General features: G+C 66.3%; 11 protein-coding genes. 3 read left to right on the forward strand and 8 right to left on the reverse strand.

What is annotated here, in order from left to right; all coding sequences use genetic code 11:
• Window positions 1-136: 136 nt before the first annotated feature.
• The 3 genes from P6U31_RS20070 to P6U31_RS20080 form a co-directional block, all read right to left on the reverse strand.
• A complete protein-coding gene (locus tag P6U31_RS20070) occupies window positions 137-2,638 on the reverse strand; it encodes a penicillin-binding protein 1A (protein WP_407183402.1) in 2,502 nt (833 codons plus the stop codon).
• A gap of 336 nt (window positions 2,639-2,974) precedes the next feature.
• Entirely contained in the window at window positions 2,975-4,270 is a 1,296-nt protein-coding gene (locus tag P6U31_RS20075; protein ID WP_407183403.1) for an N-acetylmuramoyl-L-alanine amidase, read from the reverse strand.
• A 616-nt stretch (window positions 4,271-4,886) separates the two neighbouring features.
• Window positions 4,887-5,756, reverse strand: coding sequence for a hypothetical protein (locus P6U31_RS20080; protein WP_407183404.1), 870 nt, complete (start codon window positions 5,754-5,756; stop codon window positions 4,887-4,889).
• Between the two features lie 21 nt (window positions 5,757-5,777).
• On the opposite strand from P6U31_RS20080, the gene P6U31_RS20085 reads away from it, so the two are divergent.
• Both P6U31_RS20085 and P6U31_RS20090 read left to right on the forward strand, forming a co-directional pair.
• Window positions 5,778-8,069: a ribonuclease E/G gene (locus P6U31_RS20085; protein ID WP_407183405.1), complete on the forward strand. Its 2,292-nt coding sequence runs from the start codon at window positions 5,778-5,780 to the stop codon at window positions 8,067-8,069.
• A gap of 65 nt (window positions 8,070-8,134) precedes the next feature.
• Window positions 8,135-9,367 (forward strand): NAD(P)/FAD-dependent oxidoreductase, encoded by a 1,233-nt coding sequence (locus P6U31_RS20090; protein ID WP_407183406.1) that lies wholly within the window; start codon window positions 8,135-8,137, stop codon window positions 9,365-9,367.
• Here the strand turns inward: P6U31_RS20090 and P6U31_RS20095 are convergent.
• The gene (locus P6U31_RS20095) at window positions 9,364-11,556 is read right to left on the reverse strand and encodes a tetratricopeptide repeat protein (protein ID WP_407183407.1); all 2,193 of its coding nucleotides are present in this window, start codon (window positions 11,554-11,556) and stop codon (window positions 9,364-9,366) included. The two genes, P6U31_RS20090 and P6U31_RS20095, sit on opposite strands and share 4 nt — an antisense overlap.
• Window positions 11,510-12,346, reverse strand: a complete 837-nt coding sequence (locus tag P6U31_RS20100) for a helix-turn-helix transcriptional regulator (protein WP_407183408.1) — start codon at window positions 12,344-12,346, stop codon at window positions 11,510-11,512. The genes P6U31_RS20095 and P6U31_RS20100 overlap by 47 nt, the downstream gene beginning before the upstream one ends.
• Window positions 12,347-12,438: 92 nt before the next feature.
• Here P6U31_RS20100 and P6U31_RS20105 point away from each other — a divergent pair, with 92 nt between their 5' ends.
• Window positions 12,439-13,323 (forward strand): SDR family oxidoreductase, encoded by an 885-nt coding sequence (locus P6U31_RS20105; RefSeq protein ID WP_407183409.1) that lies wholly within the window; start codon window positions 12,439-12,441, stop codon window positions 13,321-13,323.
• A 28-nt stretch (window positions 13,324-13,351) separates the two neighbouring features.
• Here the strand turns inward: P6U31_RS20105 and P6U31_RS20110 are convergent, their stop codons facing one another.
• From P6U31_RS20110 to P6U31_RS20120, 3 genes are all read right to left on the reverse strand, one after another.
• Window positions 13,352-14,686, reverse strand: a complete 1,335-nt coding sequence (locus P6U31_RS20110; protein ID WP_407183410.1) for a dicarboxylate/amino acid:cation symporter — start codon at window positions 14,684-14,686, stop codon at window positions 13,352-13,354.
• Between the two features lie 85 nt (window positions 14,687-14,771).
• Window positions 14,772-15,329 (reverse strand): biotin transporter BioY, encoded by a 558-nt coding sequence (locus P6U31_RS20115; RefSeq protein ID WP_407189893.1) that lies wholly within the window; start codon window positions 15,327-15,329, stop codon window positions 14,772-14,774.
• 89 nt (window positions 15,330-15,418) lie between these two features.
• Complete coding sequence (locus P6U31_RS20120) at window positions 15,419-16,606, reverse strand: pyridoxal phosphate-dependent aminotransferase (protein WP_407183411.1); 1,188 nt, start codon at window positions 16,604-16,606, stop codon at window positions 15,419-15,421.
• Between the last annotated feature and the right edge of the window lie 128 nt (window positions 16,607-16,734).

Genomic DNA, 16,734 nt, shown 5'->3' on the forward strand with positions numbered 1-16,734 from the left:
TGCAGCGGTTTCCCGAAAAGATCATGCGCAAAACAAAATCCATGGTCGATGACGCATCATCGTGCAGTTGGGATGTAGCGGCGGCGGCTGCAAAGCGCAACCGCCGCCGCGACAAAGGTCGGTCTTGTCCTGAGCCTTAATACAGTCCGCCGGTGCCCGGCCGCATGAAAAAGCCGGAATCCGGCTGCTGCTGCTGCGAGGCCGGCATGCGACCGTCGGCGTCGGCGACACCGATGACCGAATAATTGTCCGGCGGCGCGGTGCCCGGCTTGAAGGCTTCGAGGATGGTTCCGCCGGTCTCACCCGGACCGGCGCGCATGCCGGTCTTGGCGACAACGCGCACCAGCTTGATGCCGGCCGGCACCTTGAACGGAACCGCGGGCTTGTCGGCGAGTGCAAGCTTGAGGAAATCGCGCGCGATCGGAGCTGCCAGATGGCCACCGGTGGCGGCATTGCCCTTACCCAACGGACGCGGCTTGTCGTAGCCCATATAGATGGCGACGGCGACGTCAGGCGAGAAGCCGACGAACCACGCGTCCTTGGCCTCGTTGGTGGTGCCGGTCTTGCCGGCGATCGGCTTGCCGACCTCCTTGACCACAGTCGCGGTGCCGGCCTGGACCACGCCTTCCATCAACTCGGTGATCTGGTAGGCGGTCATGGAGTCCAGCACCTGCTCGCGGCGATCAATCAGCTGCGGCTCGGCCTGGTTCTTCCAGCCGCCGGGCGCATCGCAGCCGCGACATTCGCGCTGGTCGTGCTTGAAGATGGTGTGGCCGTAGCGGTCCTGGATCCGGTCGATCAGGGTCGGCTTCACGCGGCGGCCGCCATTGGCGAGCATCGAGTAAGCCGTGACCATGCGCATCGCCGTGGTCTCGCCGGCGCCGAGTGCGTAGGAGAGATAGTTCGGCAGTTCGTCATAGACACCGAAACGGCGGGCATATTCGCCGATCAGCGGCATGCCGATGTCCTGCGCGAGGCGCACCGTCACCGTGTTGAGGGATTGGCGCAGCGCGTTGCGCAGCGTCACCGGTCCCTGGAACTTGCCCGAGGAGAAGTTTTCGGGCCGCCACACGCCGGCGCCCTGCCCCTGATCGATTTCGATGGGAGCATCGAGCACGACGGTCGAGGGCGTGTAGCCGTTGTCGAGCGCGGCCGAATACACGATCGGCTTGAACGACGAGCCCGGCTGCCGGTAGGCCTGCGTGGCGCGATTGAACTGGCTCTGATCGAACGAGAAGCCGCCGACCATTGCGAGCACGCGGCCGGTCCAGGGATCCATCACCACCATCGCGCCGGAGACTTCGGGGATCTGGCGCAGCCGGTACTGGCCCTCGACCGGCTGGCCGTCCTTGTAGAGCGGATCGGCATAGATCACGTCGCCGGGCTGGAGCACCTGCGACACTGCCGTCGGCGTCTTGCCCCTGCTTCCGCCCTGCGCAGCCCGCGCCCACTTGACGCCGTCGACCGTGACGATGCCGGTCTCGCGCTGCTTGCTGATCGCGCCGCCGAGCTCGCGGCTCGGCTGGAAGCCGATGCGCGCCGACTGGTCGCTGGTCTCCAGCACCACCGCCATGCGCCATGGCGAGATGTCGGAAAGCGATTTGATCTCGGCGAGCTTCACCCCCCAATCGCCGGAAACATCGAGCTTGCTGATGGCGCCGCGATAGCCCTGCTGCTCGTCATAGTTCACGAGGCCCGTGACCATGGCCTTGCGCGCCATCACCTGGATCTTCGGATCCAGCGTGGTGCGGACCGAGAGGCCGCCTTCATACAGCTTCTTCTCGCCATAGCGCTCGAAGATGTCGCGGCGAACTTCCTCGGCGAAATATTCGCCGGCGAAGGTGTGGGCTCCGTTGGACCGGCTGGTGACGGCGAGCGGCTCCTTGCGCGCCTTGTCGGCGTCGGCCTGCTTGATCCAGCCGTTCTCCAAGAGGCGATCGATCACATAGTTGCGGCGCTCGATGGCGCGGTCGCGGTTACGGACGGGATGCAGGGTCGCGGGCATTTTCGGCAGCGCAGCCAGATAGGACGCTTCAGCCACCGTCAGCTCGTTCACGGATTTGTCGAAATAGACCAGCGAGGCCGCCGCGATGCCGTAGGCGCCGAGACCGAGATAGATCTCGTTCAGATACAGCTCGAGGATCTTGTCCTTCGAGTAGGTCTTCTCAATTCGCATCGCCAGCAAGGCTTCCTTGATCTTGCGTGCGAAGGAGACCTCGTTGGTGAGGAGGAAGTTCTTGGCAACCTGCTGGGTGATCGTGGAGGCGCCCTGCGGACGCCGGTTCGAGCCGTAGTTCTGGATGTAGAGCAGGCCTGCGCGCGCCATGCCGGTGTAGTCGATGCCGCCATGCTCGTAGAAATTCTTGTCTTCGGCCGCCAGGAAGGCGTTGATCACGAGCTTGGGCACGGCCTGGATCGGCAGATACAGCCGCCGCTCCTTGGCATATTCGCCGACCAGCGAACCATCGACCGCGTGCACGCGGGTCATCACCGGTGGCTCGTAATCCTGGAGCTGAGAGTAGTCCGGCAAGTCCTTGGAGAAATGCCAGATCAGGCCTGCCACGGCCCCGACACCGACAAGGAACACCACCGTTCCCGCGGCGAACAGGAAGCCCATGAACCGCACCAGCAAGCGCATTATGTGTTTATCCGTTCAAAATTCTGGATCAGCCCAGTAAAAGCCCAGTATCGGTCCTCTGGCACCCCAGACTGGCGCCAACCTCACGTCGCGAATTCGCCGGCCTACACAATACCATCAGTGCCGGACTTAAGACGCTTGCCGAATGGGATTCTCGCCGATTCCGGAACCCCCTGCGGCGTTTTTATAAAGCGCCCGCTGTGGCCAAACTAGGGCTTTTGCGGCGGGACGGAAAAACCGTTTCAGCTCGAAGCCCCCCGGGTCCTCAATTCGACGATCCCCGGGTCGTCAATTTGACGATCCCCGGGTCGTCAATTGACGATCCCCCCGGGATCGTTAATTCGACGATCCCGCCGTGGCCATCCGTTTGGCCAGAAACCCGTCGATCGCCTGCGCCATGGAGCCCACGGCACGGGACCGCCAGCCCTCGGAGATCAGATGCTCGAGGTCGCCCTTGTTGGAGACGTAGCCGATCTCGACCAGCACCGAGGGCACGTCAGGCGCCTTCAGGACCCGGAAGCCGGCGGACTTCAGGGGATGCTTGTGCATTCGTACCGTCGACTTCATTTCTCCCATCAGGAGACGGGCGAAACGATTTGAAAAAGTGCGGGTTTCCCGCTGCGTGAGGTCGATCAGGATATCGGCGACGTCGGTCGGCTCCTCCGCAAGGTTGAAGCCCGCGATCGCATCGGCTCGGTTTTCCGCATCCGCCAGGCGCTGGGCTTCGGCGTCGGAAGCCTTGTCGGACAGCGTGTAGATGGTGGCGCCCTGCGCATCGCCCTCGGCACGCGGCAGCGCATCGGCATGAATCGAGACGAACAAGGCGGCCTTGAGGTTGCGCGCGATCTTGGTCCGGTCATTGAGGGGAATGAAGGTGTCGTCGTCCCGCGTCATCACCACGCGGTACTTGCCGGCCTTCTCCAGCTTATCGCGGAGCGCTAACCCGAAGGCCAGGACCAGGTTCTTCTCGCTCTCGCCGCTCGACTGCGTGCCGTTGTCGATGCCGCCATGGCCAGGATCGATCACGACCACCGGGCGGCCATCGGCCTTCTGCTGCGCTGCGTCCGGCGCTGTGGTCGCGGGCGCTGTAGCAGGCTGCGCCTCGGCGATCGTCGGCCGCAGCTCGGGGCGGTTTTGGGGCGCGAGCGCCTGCACGAAGGCGGCCCGATCGACCTCCTCCAGCTCCAGCACCAGGCGGGCCGGCTGGTCGTTGGCCGCCTCGAGCACATAGGATTTGGCGATCCTGGCCGGTCCCGTCAGGTCGAACACGATTCGCGAGCCGCCGGGCATGACAAGCCCGTAGCGGAAGGCCTTGACCAGCCCGCGTCCCCCGGTTCCCGTGCCTGCGGGCAGCCGAAAATTGACCTGCGGCACGTCGACGACGACCCGGTAAGGGTCGGCCAGCGTGACGGCACGGAAGGTGACGGCCTGGTCGAGGTCGAGAATGAAGCGGGTCTGCTTGCCGTCGCCGGCCAGCCTGGCGGCCGAGGCGATCGGAAAATTCGCGGCCGCAACAGCGGGTTGCGGCTGGCTTTCGGCCGCGCTCAGGCGCGAGGAATCAGTGCACGGCAACGCCGCAGCGCACAACAGCGCGCACCCCAGCAAAACCCGTTGATTTGTGCGGCTCGCCACCGATTCCGTGCCTCCGAGCTGCCCTCTTAACGCAATAGAACCACAGGGTTAATCGCTCCTTAATGACGGAAACGCGAAACTCGCCGACTGTGACCGCCGTGCGACGCTCCCTTGCACCGGTGGCTCATTCCTCGTATGTACGGAATGCTGACGGCCGATATTTTCGGTTGTGTCGCATTCAGCCTCCCGGTGCAGCGCCGGAACTCTCAAGGTTTGGGAATTCCAGCGTTTTCCGTTTCCCTCTAAGACCAGCGCGGTGCGCGGCAGCGAGGTGGAACGGGTCGAGCGCCGGCGGCGGACGGTCCCGGGTTACCACTCACGTAGCCGGGGCGGTTTTGACAGCGACGTAACCCATTACCCGGTCTCTTGATCCTCAAGGGAACGGTTCGTGATCCCCAAGGCGAGCGCGCTCGCGCCATGCCTGGCCAGCAGCAACTGATTGAAGGGTGGCCTCGCCGCCCAATGTTTCATACGGGCCGACGCTTGATGCGCCAGACTGTGCCGACGAATTCTGAAGGACCATTCGCGACGCTGCGGAGTGAAAATCCCGCGCGCCGCCCTGGTCCTGAAGCTTCCGGTCCGGCAAGGCGCGAGAAACGGCGTTTCGGCCTTCCCCTCACCCCCGAATCAGGTGGACCGTCGCGTCACCCGGCGGCGCGATACGCGCCCACGGTGAATCGCGCCCGCCGCCGCCAAGAGCCAAGACATGCCCAACAAGATGTTGATCGATGCCACCCACCCGGAAGAGACCCGGGTCGTCGTGGTCCGCGGCAATCGCGTCGAAGAGTTTGATTTCGAGACCGCACAACGCAAGCAACTGCGCGGGAACATTTATCTCGCCAAGGTCACGAGGGTCGAACCCTCTCTCCAGGCAGCCTTCGTCGAATATGGCGGCAACCGCCACGGCTTCCTCGCCTTCAGCGAAATCCATCCCGACTACTATCAGATCCCGGTTGCCGACCGGCAGGCGCTGATCGAGGCCGAGGAACAGGCCCATCGCGAGGCCGAGGAGGAGAGCGAGAACCGCTCCCACGGGCGCCGCCGCTCGCGCCACCGTAACGCCCGCCGCCGCGGTCATGGCGAGCGCGTGCGTAGCGACATCGTCGAAGGCCTCGAAGCCGGTGCCGATCCCGCCGCCCAGCCGATCGAGGGTGCGGCGCTGCCGGAGCATGCCGAGGGCGCCCTGCCCGAAGCCGAGCATCTGCACGCCGATGCGGAGCACCACGGCGAGCACGAAGCCCATGATCACCATGACCACGATCACGGCGAACATGCTCACGACGAGCATGATCACGACGATCATCATGGCCACGACGACGAGCACGCCGGTGATCACGACGACGATCACGATCATCACGACCATGAGCATGCCGACGAGACGCCCGCGCCTGTCGCGGCGATCGGCGCCGAGCCGGTGGTCGCAACCGAGCCCGTTGCCGCGCCGCAGGATGCGGAAGCCTCCGAAGCGCACGCTTCCGAAGCCCATGCGGACGCTCTGGCCGAGGCGGTGACATCGGCCGCCGAGCCGGCCGATGCGGTGTACGCCGCCGGCGAGACTGCCGAGACCTCGCCCGCCGAGGCCGCGGAAGCAAACGGCGACGACGACGAGGATGAGGACGAGGACGGCGAGGAAGCCGAAGAGGAGGTCGTCGAATCCGTCGGCGGCGACGACGTGCTGGAGGAAGTACCGGAGCGCACCTTCCGCCCGCGCCGCCAGTACAAGATCCAGGAAGTCATCAAGCGCCGCCAGGTGATGCTGGTGCAGGTCGTCAAGGAAGAGCGCGGCAACAAGGGCGCTGCGCTGACGACCTATCTGTCGCTCGCCGGCCGCTACGCCGTGCTGATGCCGAACACCGCGCGCGGCGGTGGCATCAGCCGCAAGATCACCAGCGCCCAGGACCGCTCGCGCCTGAAGGAAGTGGTGCAGGATCTCGACGTGCCCGAGGGCATGGGCATCATCCTGCGCACCGCCGGCGCCGCCCGGACCAAGCCCGAGATCAAGCGCGACTTCGAATATCTGATCCGGATGTGGGAGACGGTGCGCGACCTCACGTTGAAATCGCAGGCCCCGACCCTGGTCTACGAGGAAGGCTCGCTGATCAAGCGCTCGCTGCGCGATCTCTACAACAAGGAGATCGACGAGATTCAGGTCGCCGGCGAAGCGGGTTACCGCGAAGCGCGCGACTTCATGAAGATGCTGATGCCCGCCAATGTCAGCGCGGTGAAGCAGTATCGCGACGGCCAGCCGCTGTTCTCGCGCATGGGCGTCGAGAGTCAGCTCGACGCAATGTTCTCGCCGACCGTGCAGCTGCGCTCCGGCGGCTACATCGTGATCAACCAGACCGAGGCGCTGGTCTCGATCGACGTCAACTCCGGACGGTCGACGCGCGAGCACCATATCGAGGATACCGCGCTCAAGACCAATCTGGAGGCGGCCGAAGAGGTCGCCCGCCAGCTCCGCCTGCGCGACCTCGCCGGCCTGATCGTGATCGATTTCATCGACATGGACGAGAAGCGCAACAACCGTGCGGTCGAGCGCAAATTGTCCGATTGCCTCAGGCAGGATCGCGCGCGCATCCAGGTCGGCCGCATCTCGCATTTCGGCCTGCTGGAGATGTCACGCCAGCGCATCCGTGCCAGCGTGCTCGAGAGCTCGACCGATCCGTGCCCGCATTGCGGCGGCACCGGCCATGTTCGCTCGGTGTCCTCGGTGGCGCTGCAGCTGCTGCGCGGCCTCGAAGAGATCCTGATGAAGGGCGCGACTCACAATCTCGTGGTCCGCACCCGCACCGACGTCGCGCTCTATGTGCTGAACCACAAGCGCGGCCACCTGCGCGACCTCGAGAACGGCTTCAAGGTCACCCTCTCGGTGATCGCAGATCCCAGCGTCAGCGGACCGCAGGCCTATCTCATCGATCGCGGCGAGCAGGTGCATACGCTGGAAGCCGCCAAGGCGCTGCTTGCGGCGCAGGCGGCCGCAAGCCCGCCGCCGCTGGCCGAAGACGCCTATGACGACGAGGAGTTCGATCCGGAGCTGGAATCCGAGGTCGAAACCGAGGAGACCGAAGGGCTTACCGAAGAGGCCGCCGGCGAGGCATCCCCCGAGCAGGACGGCCAGCGTCGCAAGCGCCGCCGGCGCCGGCGCGGCCGCGGTGGCCAGCGCGAAGGCGAGTTGCGCGAGGATAGTCCCCCCACTCTTCCCGAGGCGGCCGTGGCGGCCGGCGAAGGCGAGGAGGATGCCGAGTCCGAGCAGGACGGCGAGGAAGGCGAGGAACAAGCAGCTCGTGGCGAGCAGCAGGGCGGCGGCGAGCGCCGGCGCCGGCGTGGTCGCCGCGGCGGACGCCGCCGTCGTGGTGGCGGCGAGGACGGTCTCGCCGGATCCATCGGTGACGAGCTCGGCACCAACCAGCCATCGGAAGCTGCCGACGCGGTTGCCGATTTCGACGGCAGCGAAACTGCGCCCCCGATTGCGCAAGCCGAGCACACCGCCGAGCCGCAAGTCTCGCAGCCCGAGCCGCGCGCCGAGGTCCAGCCCGAAGCGCCGGCCCAGCCCGAGACCGTTGCGGCGGAGGACGAGCGCGCCGACGACAAGGCGACGCGGCGCCGCTCCACCGTCCGCGAAAAGGTGAGCTTCCTGTCGAGCAGCCCGAGCGAGCCGGCAGCGCCGGTGGTGCAGGCGGCCGAGCCGGTCGCCCCGCCCGCGCCGGCGGCTGAGCCCGCGCCAGAGCCGGCCAGCCAAACGCCGGCCGCGCCGCGCCGCGCCGGCTGGTGGTCCCGCCGCTTCGGCGGCGGCGAGTAAAACGATCATCCAGATGAAACCGCCCGGCCAAACCGGGCGGTTTTGATTTGGCGAGGTGAGTTGGAATGCAAAGTGCAATCGTTCTCGGCGGCGGCATGATCGGTGTCAGCGCGGCGCTGCATCTGCGACAGCGCGGCTGGGCCGCCACGCTCGTCGACCGCAGGGAGCCGGGTCGCGAGACCAGCTACGGCAATGCCGGGATGATCCAGGCCGAAGCGGTCCGTCCCTATCCGATGCCGCGCGACCTCGCCTCGCTTCTGAAGATCGCGACCGGCCGTACCAACGACGTGCGCTATAGCCTGTCGTCGCTTCACCTCCATATCGAGCCCCTGCTCCGCTACTGGTGGCACTCGGCGCCGAAACGGCATCGCGAGGCGATCGAGGCCTGGGCGCGCCTGATCGGCTACGCGACGGCAGAGCACGACATCCTCATTCGCGAGGCCCATGCGGACAATCTGATCCGCCGCGCCGGCTATCGGGCGCTGTACCGCAACGCCGCGGACCTGGATCTCTCGATCAAGGCCGCAAAGGAAGACCAGCGCGAATTCGGCATCAATTTCCGTGTGCTGTCCGGCAGCGAGCTTGCCAAGGCCGAGCCGATCCTGCGCGACGATCTTCCCGGCGCCATCCACTGGCTCGATACCTGGACCGTGTCCGATCCCGGCGCGCTGGTCACGGCCTATGCCGAGCTGTTCGAGCGCCGCGGCGGCACCATCGTGCTCGGCGATGCGCAATCGCTGCAGCAAACCGCAACCGGCTGGTCGGTCGACACGGATCAGGGGCGCCTCGACGCCGCCCACGCCGTCGTGACGCTCGGACCGTGGTCGCCAGATCTCCTCACCAAGTTCGGCTATCGCATTCCTCTGGTGCGCAAGCGCGGCTACCACATGCACTATAGCGGCGGCGCATCGCTCGACCTGCCTCTCGTCGACAAGGCCGGCGGCTACGCCATGGGCCCGATGGCGAAGGGAATCCGCATTACCACCGGCGCGGAATTGACCGGCATGGATGCGCTCGCCACGCCCGTGCAGCTCGCCAGCGCGGAAGCCTCCGCACGCGAGTTGATCGACCTCGGCAAGCGCGTCGAGCCGGATCCGTGGTTCGGCACCCGCCCCTGCACGCCCGACATGCTACCGGTGCTCGGGCAAGCTCCGCGTCATCCGGGCCTCTGGATGAATTTCGGCCACGGCCATCAGGGCTTCACCCTGGGCCCCGCCACGGGCCGCCTGCTCGCCGAGATCATGAGCGGCGAGACGCCCGCGATCGATCCCGCGCCGTACCGGCCGGGACGGTTCTAGTCGTTGCCGTTCGCGGCGCGCACCGCGAGCGCGGCCGACAGGCGCAGCAGCGGATCGTCCCATTGGCGGGGACTGCGCTGGCGGAACAGCCGCATGGTCGGATACCAGGGACTGTCCTCGCGGTCGCGGAGCCAGCGCCAGTCGAGCGCATAAGGTGTGAGCATCCACACCGGGCGGCCGAGCGCGCCGGCGAGATGGGCGACCGAGGTGTCGACGGCAATCACGAGATCGAGCGCAGCGACCGCTGCGGCGATGTCGGCGAAATCGGAAAGCGCGGGCGCAAGATCGACAATGTCGTTGCCGAGCGCCGCCAGAACCGGCGCATCCTCGGGCCGCGGCTCCTTTTGCAAGGAGTAGAGCTGCACGCCCGGCATCACGAGGCGCGGCAGCACGGCCTCCGCCGGTAGCGAACGCTGCCGGTCGCCCCGGTGCCTGGCATTGCCGGCCCAGACCACGCCGACCTTCAGCGCCGTCACATCCGCCAGCGCCGCGCGCCAGCGTAATAGTTTTGCGGGATAGGCCTGCAGATAGGGAACGTCGGCCGGAATGGTGTCGAGCGTCGTTCCGAAGATCCGCGGTAGGTTCATCAGCGGCACCTGCAGATCGAACGCCGGCAGCGCCTCGCCGCGTGCGATCACGGTAACATCGGGCAGTTGCCGCAGCAGCGAGCCGAGCGCCGGCTGAACTTGGAGGATGAGCTTGCCGCCCATCGCCGCCACCAGCGGAACGTAGCGCACGAAATGCAGGGCATCGCCGAGCCCGTATTCGGCGAACAGCAGCAAGGTGCGGCCATCAAGCGGCTCGCCCTGCCACTCAGGCTCGCCGAAGCAGGGATCGCCGTCCGACAGCATCTTGCATTTGCGCCGCCAGCGATAAGCCTCGAAGCCGTCAGCGAAGTCGCCGTTCATCAGCAGGAAATGTGCATGGTTGTACTGCGCGAGCGGCTGCTCCGGATCGAGCGCGATCGCGCGATGCGAGACCGCCAGCGCCTCGTCGATCTCGCCCCGGTTGCGCAGCGCGACCGCGAGATTGGCATGGCCCTTGGCGTAGGCGGGATCGGCCACGACCGCGCAGCGATGCGCGGCGACGGCGTCCTCGACGCGGTCCTGCTTCTCGAAGACGATGCCGAGATTGGTCCAGGCCGGCGCGTGGTCGGGCCTCAGCAGCAGCGCCTGCTCGCAGGATGCGATCGCCTCGTCGAGCGCGCCGAGCTCGGAAAGGCACGCACCGAGATTGCTCGCGACGACATGATCCGATGCATCCAGCGCGATGATCCGCCGGTAGATCTCGGCGCCTTCGTGCAGCTGTCCGGCTTCGTGCAGGACGAGGCCGAGCAGGCGCAGCGCCGCCAAATGATCCGGCGCGCAAAGGATGGCGCGGCGGTACAGCAGGATGGCGTCGTCGAGCGATCCCTGCCGGTAGAGCACGGCGGCGAGATTGCAGAGCAGCGGCGCATCATCCGGATCGGCATCGAGCGCGCGGCGATAGGCGGCCTCGGCGTCGCCGAGCCGGTTCTGGTCGGCAAGGACGTTGTCGAGATTGAGCCAGACGCCGCGATATTCGGGCTCCCTGGCGATGACGGCGCGGTAGGCTTGCTCCGCTTCGGTCAATCGCCCCTGCTCCGCGAGCACGACGGCGAGATTGAAGCAGGCCCGGGTGAGATGCGCATCGAGCGCGAGCGCGCGTCGGTAGGCCGCTTCCGCCTCGTCGAAGCAGGAGAGCTCTCCGAGCGCCACGCCGAGCTTGTTGTGCAGCCCGGCATCGTCGGGCCGTCGCACCAGCGCGCGCCGGAATGCGGCCACCGCCGCCTCCTGCTCGCCCTTCACCGCGAGCGCATCGCCGAGCGTGACGAGCGCCGGCGCGTGGTCCGGATCGACGCTGAAGATGCGACCAAGCAGAGCCGCGCCATCGCTCGCGCGGTCGGTGACGAAGGCGGCGACGGCGGCGAGGTGCAGCGCCGGCACATGATCCGGATCGGCCTTCAGGACCTCCGCGCAGAGCGCATCCGCCCGGTCTGGCCGCCCCGCCGCAAAGTGCTCCGCCGCCTGCGCCACGATCTGATTTGCCGCCGCCTTGCCCACAATACCGCCCGCCCCTTCGACGTCCGAGATGCGGATTGAACGCGCGAGCTCGCAAATTCCGTCAGTCGGCGCGTTCGGCCAGCAAATGCCTGATGCGATCGGCATCATCAGGCGTCGCCGGATTGTAGACGATCATGCTGAGATCCGGCCTGCCCTCGACGTTGAAGCTCGAATATTCGAACGACATGGTGCCGTGAACGGGGTGGCGCAGCCGCTTGGTGCCGTCGCCGTGATGACGCACGTCGTTGTCGCGCCAGAGCGCCGCGAATTCCGGACTGGTCCGGCAGAGCTCGTCGACGAAATCGGCGACATGCGAGACGGCGCCCGCCCTTGCTGCGTCGGCCCTGAACGCGGCCACCACGAAGCGGGCCACGCTGTCCCAGTCGTATTGGGCGGCGCGCACGCGCGGATCGCAGAAGATGAAGCGGAGGATGTTGCGCTGGCCCGGCGGGATCGTGCCGTAATCCGTCAGCACCACGCTGGCGGCCTTGTTCCAGGCGACCACGTCCCAGGTCGCGGTGCGCACCAGGGCCGGGCTGAATGCGAGCGCATCGAGCACGCGCTGCAGCCGCGGCGAGACGCCCTCACTCGCCTGGTAACGCACCTCGGGCGGGCGGCCGAGGCCGATCAGGAACAGATGCTCGCGCTCGACATCGGTCAGCATCAGCGCGCGGGCGATGCGGTCGAGCACGTCGGCCGAAGGCGCCCCGCCCCGGCCCTGCTCCAGCCATGTGTACCAGGTCGGGCTGATATTGGCGCGCTGGGCCACCTCCTCGCGGCGAAGGCCGGGCGTGCGCCTGCGGCTGCCGGCGAAGCCGAACGCTGCGGCATCGAGCCGGGTGCGGCGGTCCTTCAGATAGGTCCCGAGCAGGTTCTCGGCTGCGGCGGTCTCGCTCATCCTGTTAGCTATTATACCCTGATAACGTCACCACTTTACCCGAATAACTCTAGCGCGGATGGTCCTCTCCACCAATCCTCTGGAGAATGCTCATGCGTGTTTTCGTCACCGGTGGCAGTGGCTTTGTCGGCTCAGCCGTGGTTCGGGACCTGATCGCCGCCGGCCACCGCGTCACCGGCCTTGCTCGCTCTGACGCGGCCGCCGCAACGCTCTCGGCGCTTGGCGCCGAGGTCCATCGCGGATCGCTCGAAGATCATACGTCCCTGCGCAGCGGCGCGGCCGCCTCCGACGGCGTGCTCCACCTCGGCTTCAACCACGACTTCTCGAAATTCCTGGACAATTGCGAGCTCGACCGCCGCGCCATTCTCGCACTCGGCGAGGAGCTCAAGGGCTCCGATCGTCCGTTGATCGTCACGGGCGGGGTCGCGCTGCTCGCGCCCGGACGGCTTGCGACCGAGGACGATCCGTCCGCGCGTCGCTTTCCGCGCGTATCAGAAGCCGTCGCGGAGGACCTTGCCGCGCAGGGTCTGCGCACGGCGGTGGTGCGTCTGCCGCCTTCCACCCATGGTGAAGGCGACCACGGATTCGCCCCGATCCTGATCAACATCGCGCGCGAGAAAGGCGTGTCGGCCTATGTCGGCGAGGGGATGAACCGCTGGCCTGCCGCGCATCGCTTCGATGCCGCGCGCGTCTATCGGCTCGCGCTCGAGCAAGGTGCAACTGCCCCGCGCTATCATGCGATCGCCGAGGAAGGCGTGCCTTTCAAGGCCATTGCCGAGGTGATCGGCAGGAGGCTCGGCGTGCCCGTGATCTCGAAATCACCGGAGGAAGCGGCCGGCCATTTCGGCTGGTTCGCGCAATTCACCGGCATCGACGTGCCGACATCGAGCGCAAAGACCCGCGCCCTGCTCGGCTGGACGCCGAAAGAAATCGGGCTGATCGAGGATCTCGACCAGCCCTATTACTTCAAGGTGTGACAGCGCAGCTCGCGCTGTCTGGTCCAGCTCAGTCGGTCGTGATCGCCGTCTCCATGTCGGTCGGATCGATCTGCTTGGCAAGGTTGGCGGTGAGCTTGCCGCGGTCGAGCTCGCCTTCCCACCAGGCGACGATCACACAGGCAACGCCGTTACCGCACAGATTGGTCAGCGCGCGGCACTCGCTCATGAACTTGTCGATGCCGAGCACGATCGCCATGCCCGGCACGAGGCGCGGATCGACCACGGCGAGCGTCGCCGCCAGCGTGATGAAGCCCGCGCCGGTGATGCCGGAGGCGCCCTTCGAGGTCAGCATCGCCACGACCAGGATGGTCAATTGCTGGCTGAAGCTGAGATCGACGCCGAGCGCCTGCGCGATGAAGAGCGTTGCCAGCGTCATGTAGATGTTGGTGCCGTCGAGGTTGAACGAGTAACCCGTGGGCACCACCAGCCCGACCACCGATTTCGAGCAGCCGAGCCGCTCCAGCTTCTCCATCAGGGACGGCAGCGCGCTCTCCGAGGAGGAGGTGCCGAGCACGATCAGCAGCTCGTCCTTGATATAGGCCAGGAACTTGAAGATCGAGAAGCCGGCCAGGCGCGCGATGATGCCGAGCACGACGAACACGAACAGCGCCGCGGTGACGTAGAACGTCGCGATCAGGCCGATCAGGTTGAGGATCGCACCGGTCCCGAACTTGCCGATGGTGTAGGCCATCGCGCCGAACGCACCGATCGGCGCGGCGCGCATCACGATGGAGATGACGCCGAACACCGCGTGCGCGGCGTCATCGATGAAGCTGCGGATGGTATGACCGCGCTCGCCGAGGCTCATGATGGCGAAGCCGAACAGCACCGAGAACAGCAACACCTGCAGGATCTCGCCTTGCGCAAAGGCGCCGACCACGGTGTCCGGAATGATGTGCAGCACGAAGTCGACGGACTTCTGGCCGGCGGCCTGCTTGGCGTAGTTCGCGACGGCAGCCTCGCTCGCCGCGGCATTGCCGAAGCCCGCCCCCGGCTTGACGAGATTGCCGACCACGAGACCGATCAGCAGGGCGAAGGTCGAGACGACCTCGAAATAGACCAGCGCCTTGACGCCGATGCGCCCGACCTTCTTCGCATCCTGGATGTGGGAGATGCCGGAGACGACGGTGCAGAAGATGATCGGCGCGATCACCATCTTGATCAGCTTGATGAAGCCGTCGCCGAGCGCCTTGATCCATTCATTGGTGGCAACCGTCGGCCACAGCCAGCCGACGATGGCGCCGAGCACGATGGCGATCAGCACCTGGATGTAGAGAACCCTGTACCACGGCTTTGCCGCGGGCGGCGCGACCGGCGCCCCCGCCATCGTTGTCGTCGTCATCGTTTCACTCCCCCTCAAAACGCTGGGCCAGCCAAGATCAACTTGGCCGGCCCTGTCAATCGGAACCGCGAACTCTTTGCGCGCTTTATCGGCGGCGCTCGATCAGTTTGCGCGCTGCCGGCATCAACGTCGCCCCGAGCGCGTTCTTGACCAGCGAAGCTGCGATGAACGGTACGATGCCGACCTGCCAGGCCTTCGCAACGCCGAGGCCAAGGCCGAACGCCAGCCAGCCGAACCCGGCGGCCAGAATGACAATATGACCAATGGCCATTGCCACGAACAGCAGCGCCACGCTGCGATCCCAGCCGCGCTCAGCGAGCCAGCCGGTTACGAAAGCGGCCGCAACGAAACCGAACAGATAGCCCGCGGTCGGGCCCAGCAAAGGTGCAATTCCACCCACCGGTCCGGCAAATACCGGCGCGCCCAGCGCGCCCTCGGCGAGGTAGGCGATCATGGTTGCGCTGCCAAGACGCCAGCCATAAGCAGCGCCGATCATCAGCACCACCAGCGTCTGCAACGTCATGGGCACGTAAGGCAGCGGCAGGTTGACCTTGGCGGACAGCGCCATCAATGCGGTGCCGAGCGCAACCAGCACGACGGCGCGCATAGCACCAACGCTTTCGCCCGGCCGGGTCGGCCACATCAAGGTGGCGAGGGAAAAGTGCGGCGCAGCGGCGGTCGGGACGGATCGGTCAGACAAGATGAACTCCGGAGATGGTCGAAAACTGGCGGCTATTTAAGCCAGTGAGCGATCCGGTCAACTGCCTCGCGCATCTCTTCTGCCGAACGGGCATAAGAGAACCGGATGAACGAACGGCCATGGACCGGATCGAAATCGAGGCCGGGCGTCGCCGCAACCCTCGCCTGCTCCAGCATCTGCTTGGCGAACTCGAAACTGTCGGACGTGAAGTCCGAGACGTCGGCATAGAGATAAAATGCACCATCGGCCGGCAAGAACTTGCTGAGGCCCGCCTTCGGTAATCCCTCGATCAAGATCCGCCGATTTTCCTGATATCCGTGCTTGATCGCCTCCATCTCGGCAGCGCCGTCGAAGGCAGCCTCTGCCGCGATCTGCGAGAGCGCCGGCACCGAGATCGAGAGGTTCTGCTGCAGCCGCTCGATCGGCCGCACCAGGATGTCGGGCACGACCATCCAGCCGACGCGCCAGCCGGTCATGCAGAAATATTTGGAGAACGAGTTGATCACGAGTGCGTGCTCGGAAAGCGCAGCCGCGGTGACGGCCGGAAACGCATAGTCGAGCCCGTGATAGATCTCGTCCGAGATGAAGCGGATGCCCGCCTCTTCGGCGGCCGCCATCAAGCCGGCGAGCGCTTCGCGGGACATCATCGTCCCCGTCGGATTGGCGGGGCTGCCGACCAGCACGCCCTTCAGCGGGGCCTTGCGATGGGCCGCGAGCAACGCCTCGCCGGTGAGCGCATGGCGCGTCTCGTTCGTGGTCTCGATCAGCACCGGGTCGCAGCCGAGCGCGGTGAGAATATGACGATAAGGCGGATAGCCCGGCACCGTCACGGCGACCCGGTCGCCCGGCTCGAACATCGACAGGAAGGCCAGAATGAACCCGCCGGAGGAGCCAGTCGTCACCACGATCCGCTCGGGGCTGACGTTGCAGCCATAGACATCGCGATAATGGCGCGCGATGCGCTCGCGCAACGAGGGGATCCCGAGCGCGGAGGTATAATCGATCCGCCCGACCTCAAGCGCCGCATGGGCGGCCGCAATCGCCGTTCTGGGCGCCCCGGCGGCGGGCTGGCCGACCTCCATGTGGATGACATGGCCTCCCGCGGCCTCGATTCGGGCCGCCGCGGCCATGACGTCCATCACCATGAACGGGGGAACATCGCTACGGCGGGAGGGCTCGAGCCACTGCCCCAACCGGTTCCTCAATGTCGCGTCGTGCATCGATTTCTGCTATTTCGCTGGCGGACCGGTGCATCCGGCCCGGAAAACAGGGCGCTTGCGCCCCAGACTGGCCGCATTGTACGGCTCATAAGGGGTAAGGCTCATAAGGGCATATCGCGTATCCGGTC

The organism is Bradyrhizobium centrosematis, assembly GCF_045571495.1.
In the GTDB taxonomy this organism is placed as follows: Bacteria; Pseudomonadota; Alphaproteobacteria; order Rhizobiales; family Xanthobacteraceae; genus Bradyrhizobium; species Bradyrhizobium centrosematis.

What these genes read in the sequence shown, in the direction of transcription:
- P6U31_RS20105 (WP_407183409.1), top strand. Translation starts at nt 12,439, where the DNA reads ATGCGTGTTTTCGTCACCGGTGGCAGTGGCTTTGTCGGCTCAGCCGTG.
- P6U31_RS20110 (WP_407183410.1), bottom strand. Translation starts at nt 14,686, where the DNA reads ATGACGACGACAACGATGGCGGGGGCGCCGGTCGCGCCGCCCGCGGCA.
- P6U31_RS20080 (WP_407183404.1), bottom strand. Translation starts at nt 5,756, where the DNA reads ATGGGCTTCGGAAGCGTGCGCTTCGGAGGCTTCCGCATCCTGCGGCGC.
- P6U31_RS20070 (WP_407183402.1), bottom strand. Translation starts at nt 2,638, where the DNA reads ATGCGCTTGCTGGTGCGGTTCATGGGCTTCCTGTTCGCCGCGGGAACG.
- P6U31_RS20115 (WP_407189893.1), bottom strand. Translation starts at nt 15,329, where the DNA reads ATGTGGCCGACCCGGCCGGGCGAAAGCGTTGGTGCTATGCGCGCCGTC.
- P6U31_RS20095 (WP_407183407.1), bottom strand. Translation starts at nt 11,556, where the DNA reads ATGATGCCGATCGCATCAGGCATTTGCTGGCCGAACGCGCCGACTGAC.
- P6U31_RS20120 (WP_407183411.1), bottom strand. Translation starts at nt 16,606, where the DNA reads ATGCACGACGCGACATTGAGGAACCGGTTGGGGCAGTGGCTCGAGCCC.
- P6U31_RS20100 (WP_407183408.1), bottom strand. Translation starts at nt 12,346, where the DNA reads ATGAGCGAGACCGCCGCAGCCGAGAACCTGCTCGGGACCTATCTGAAG.
- P6U31_RS20090 (WP_407183406.1), top strand. Translation starts at nt 8,135, where the DNA reads ATGCAAAGTGCAATCGTTCTCGGCGGCGGCATGATCGGTGTCAGCGCG.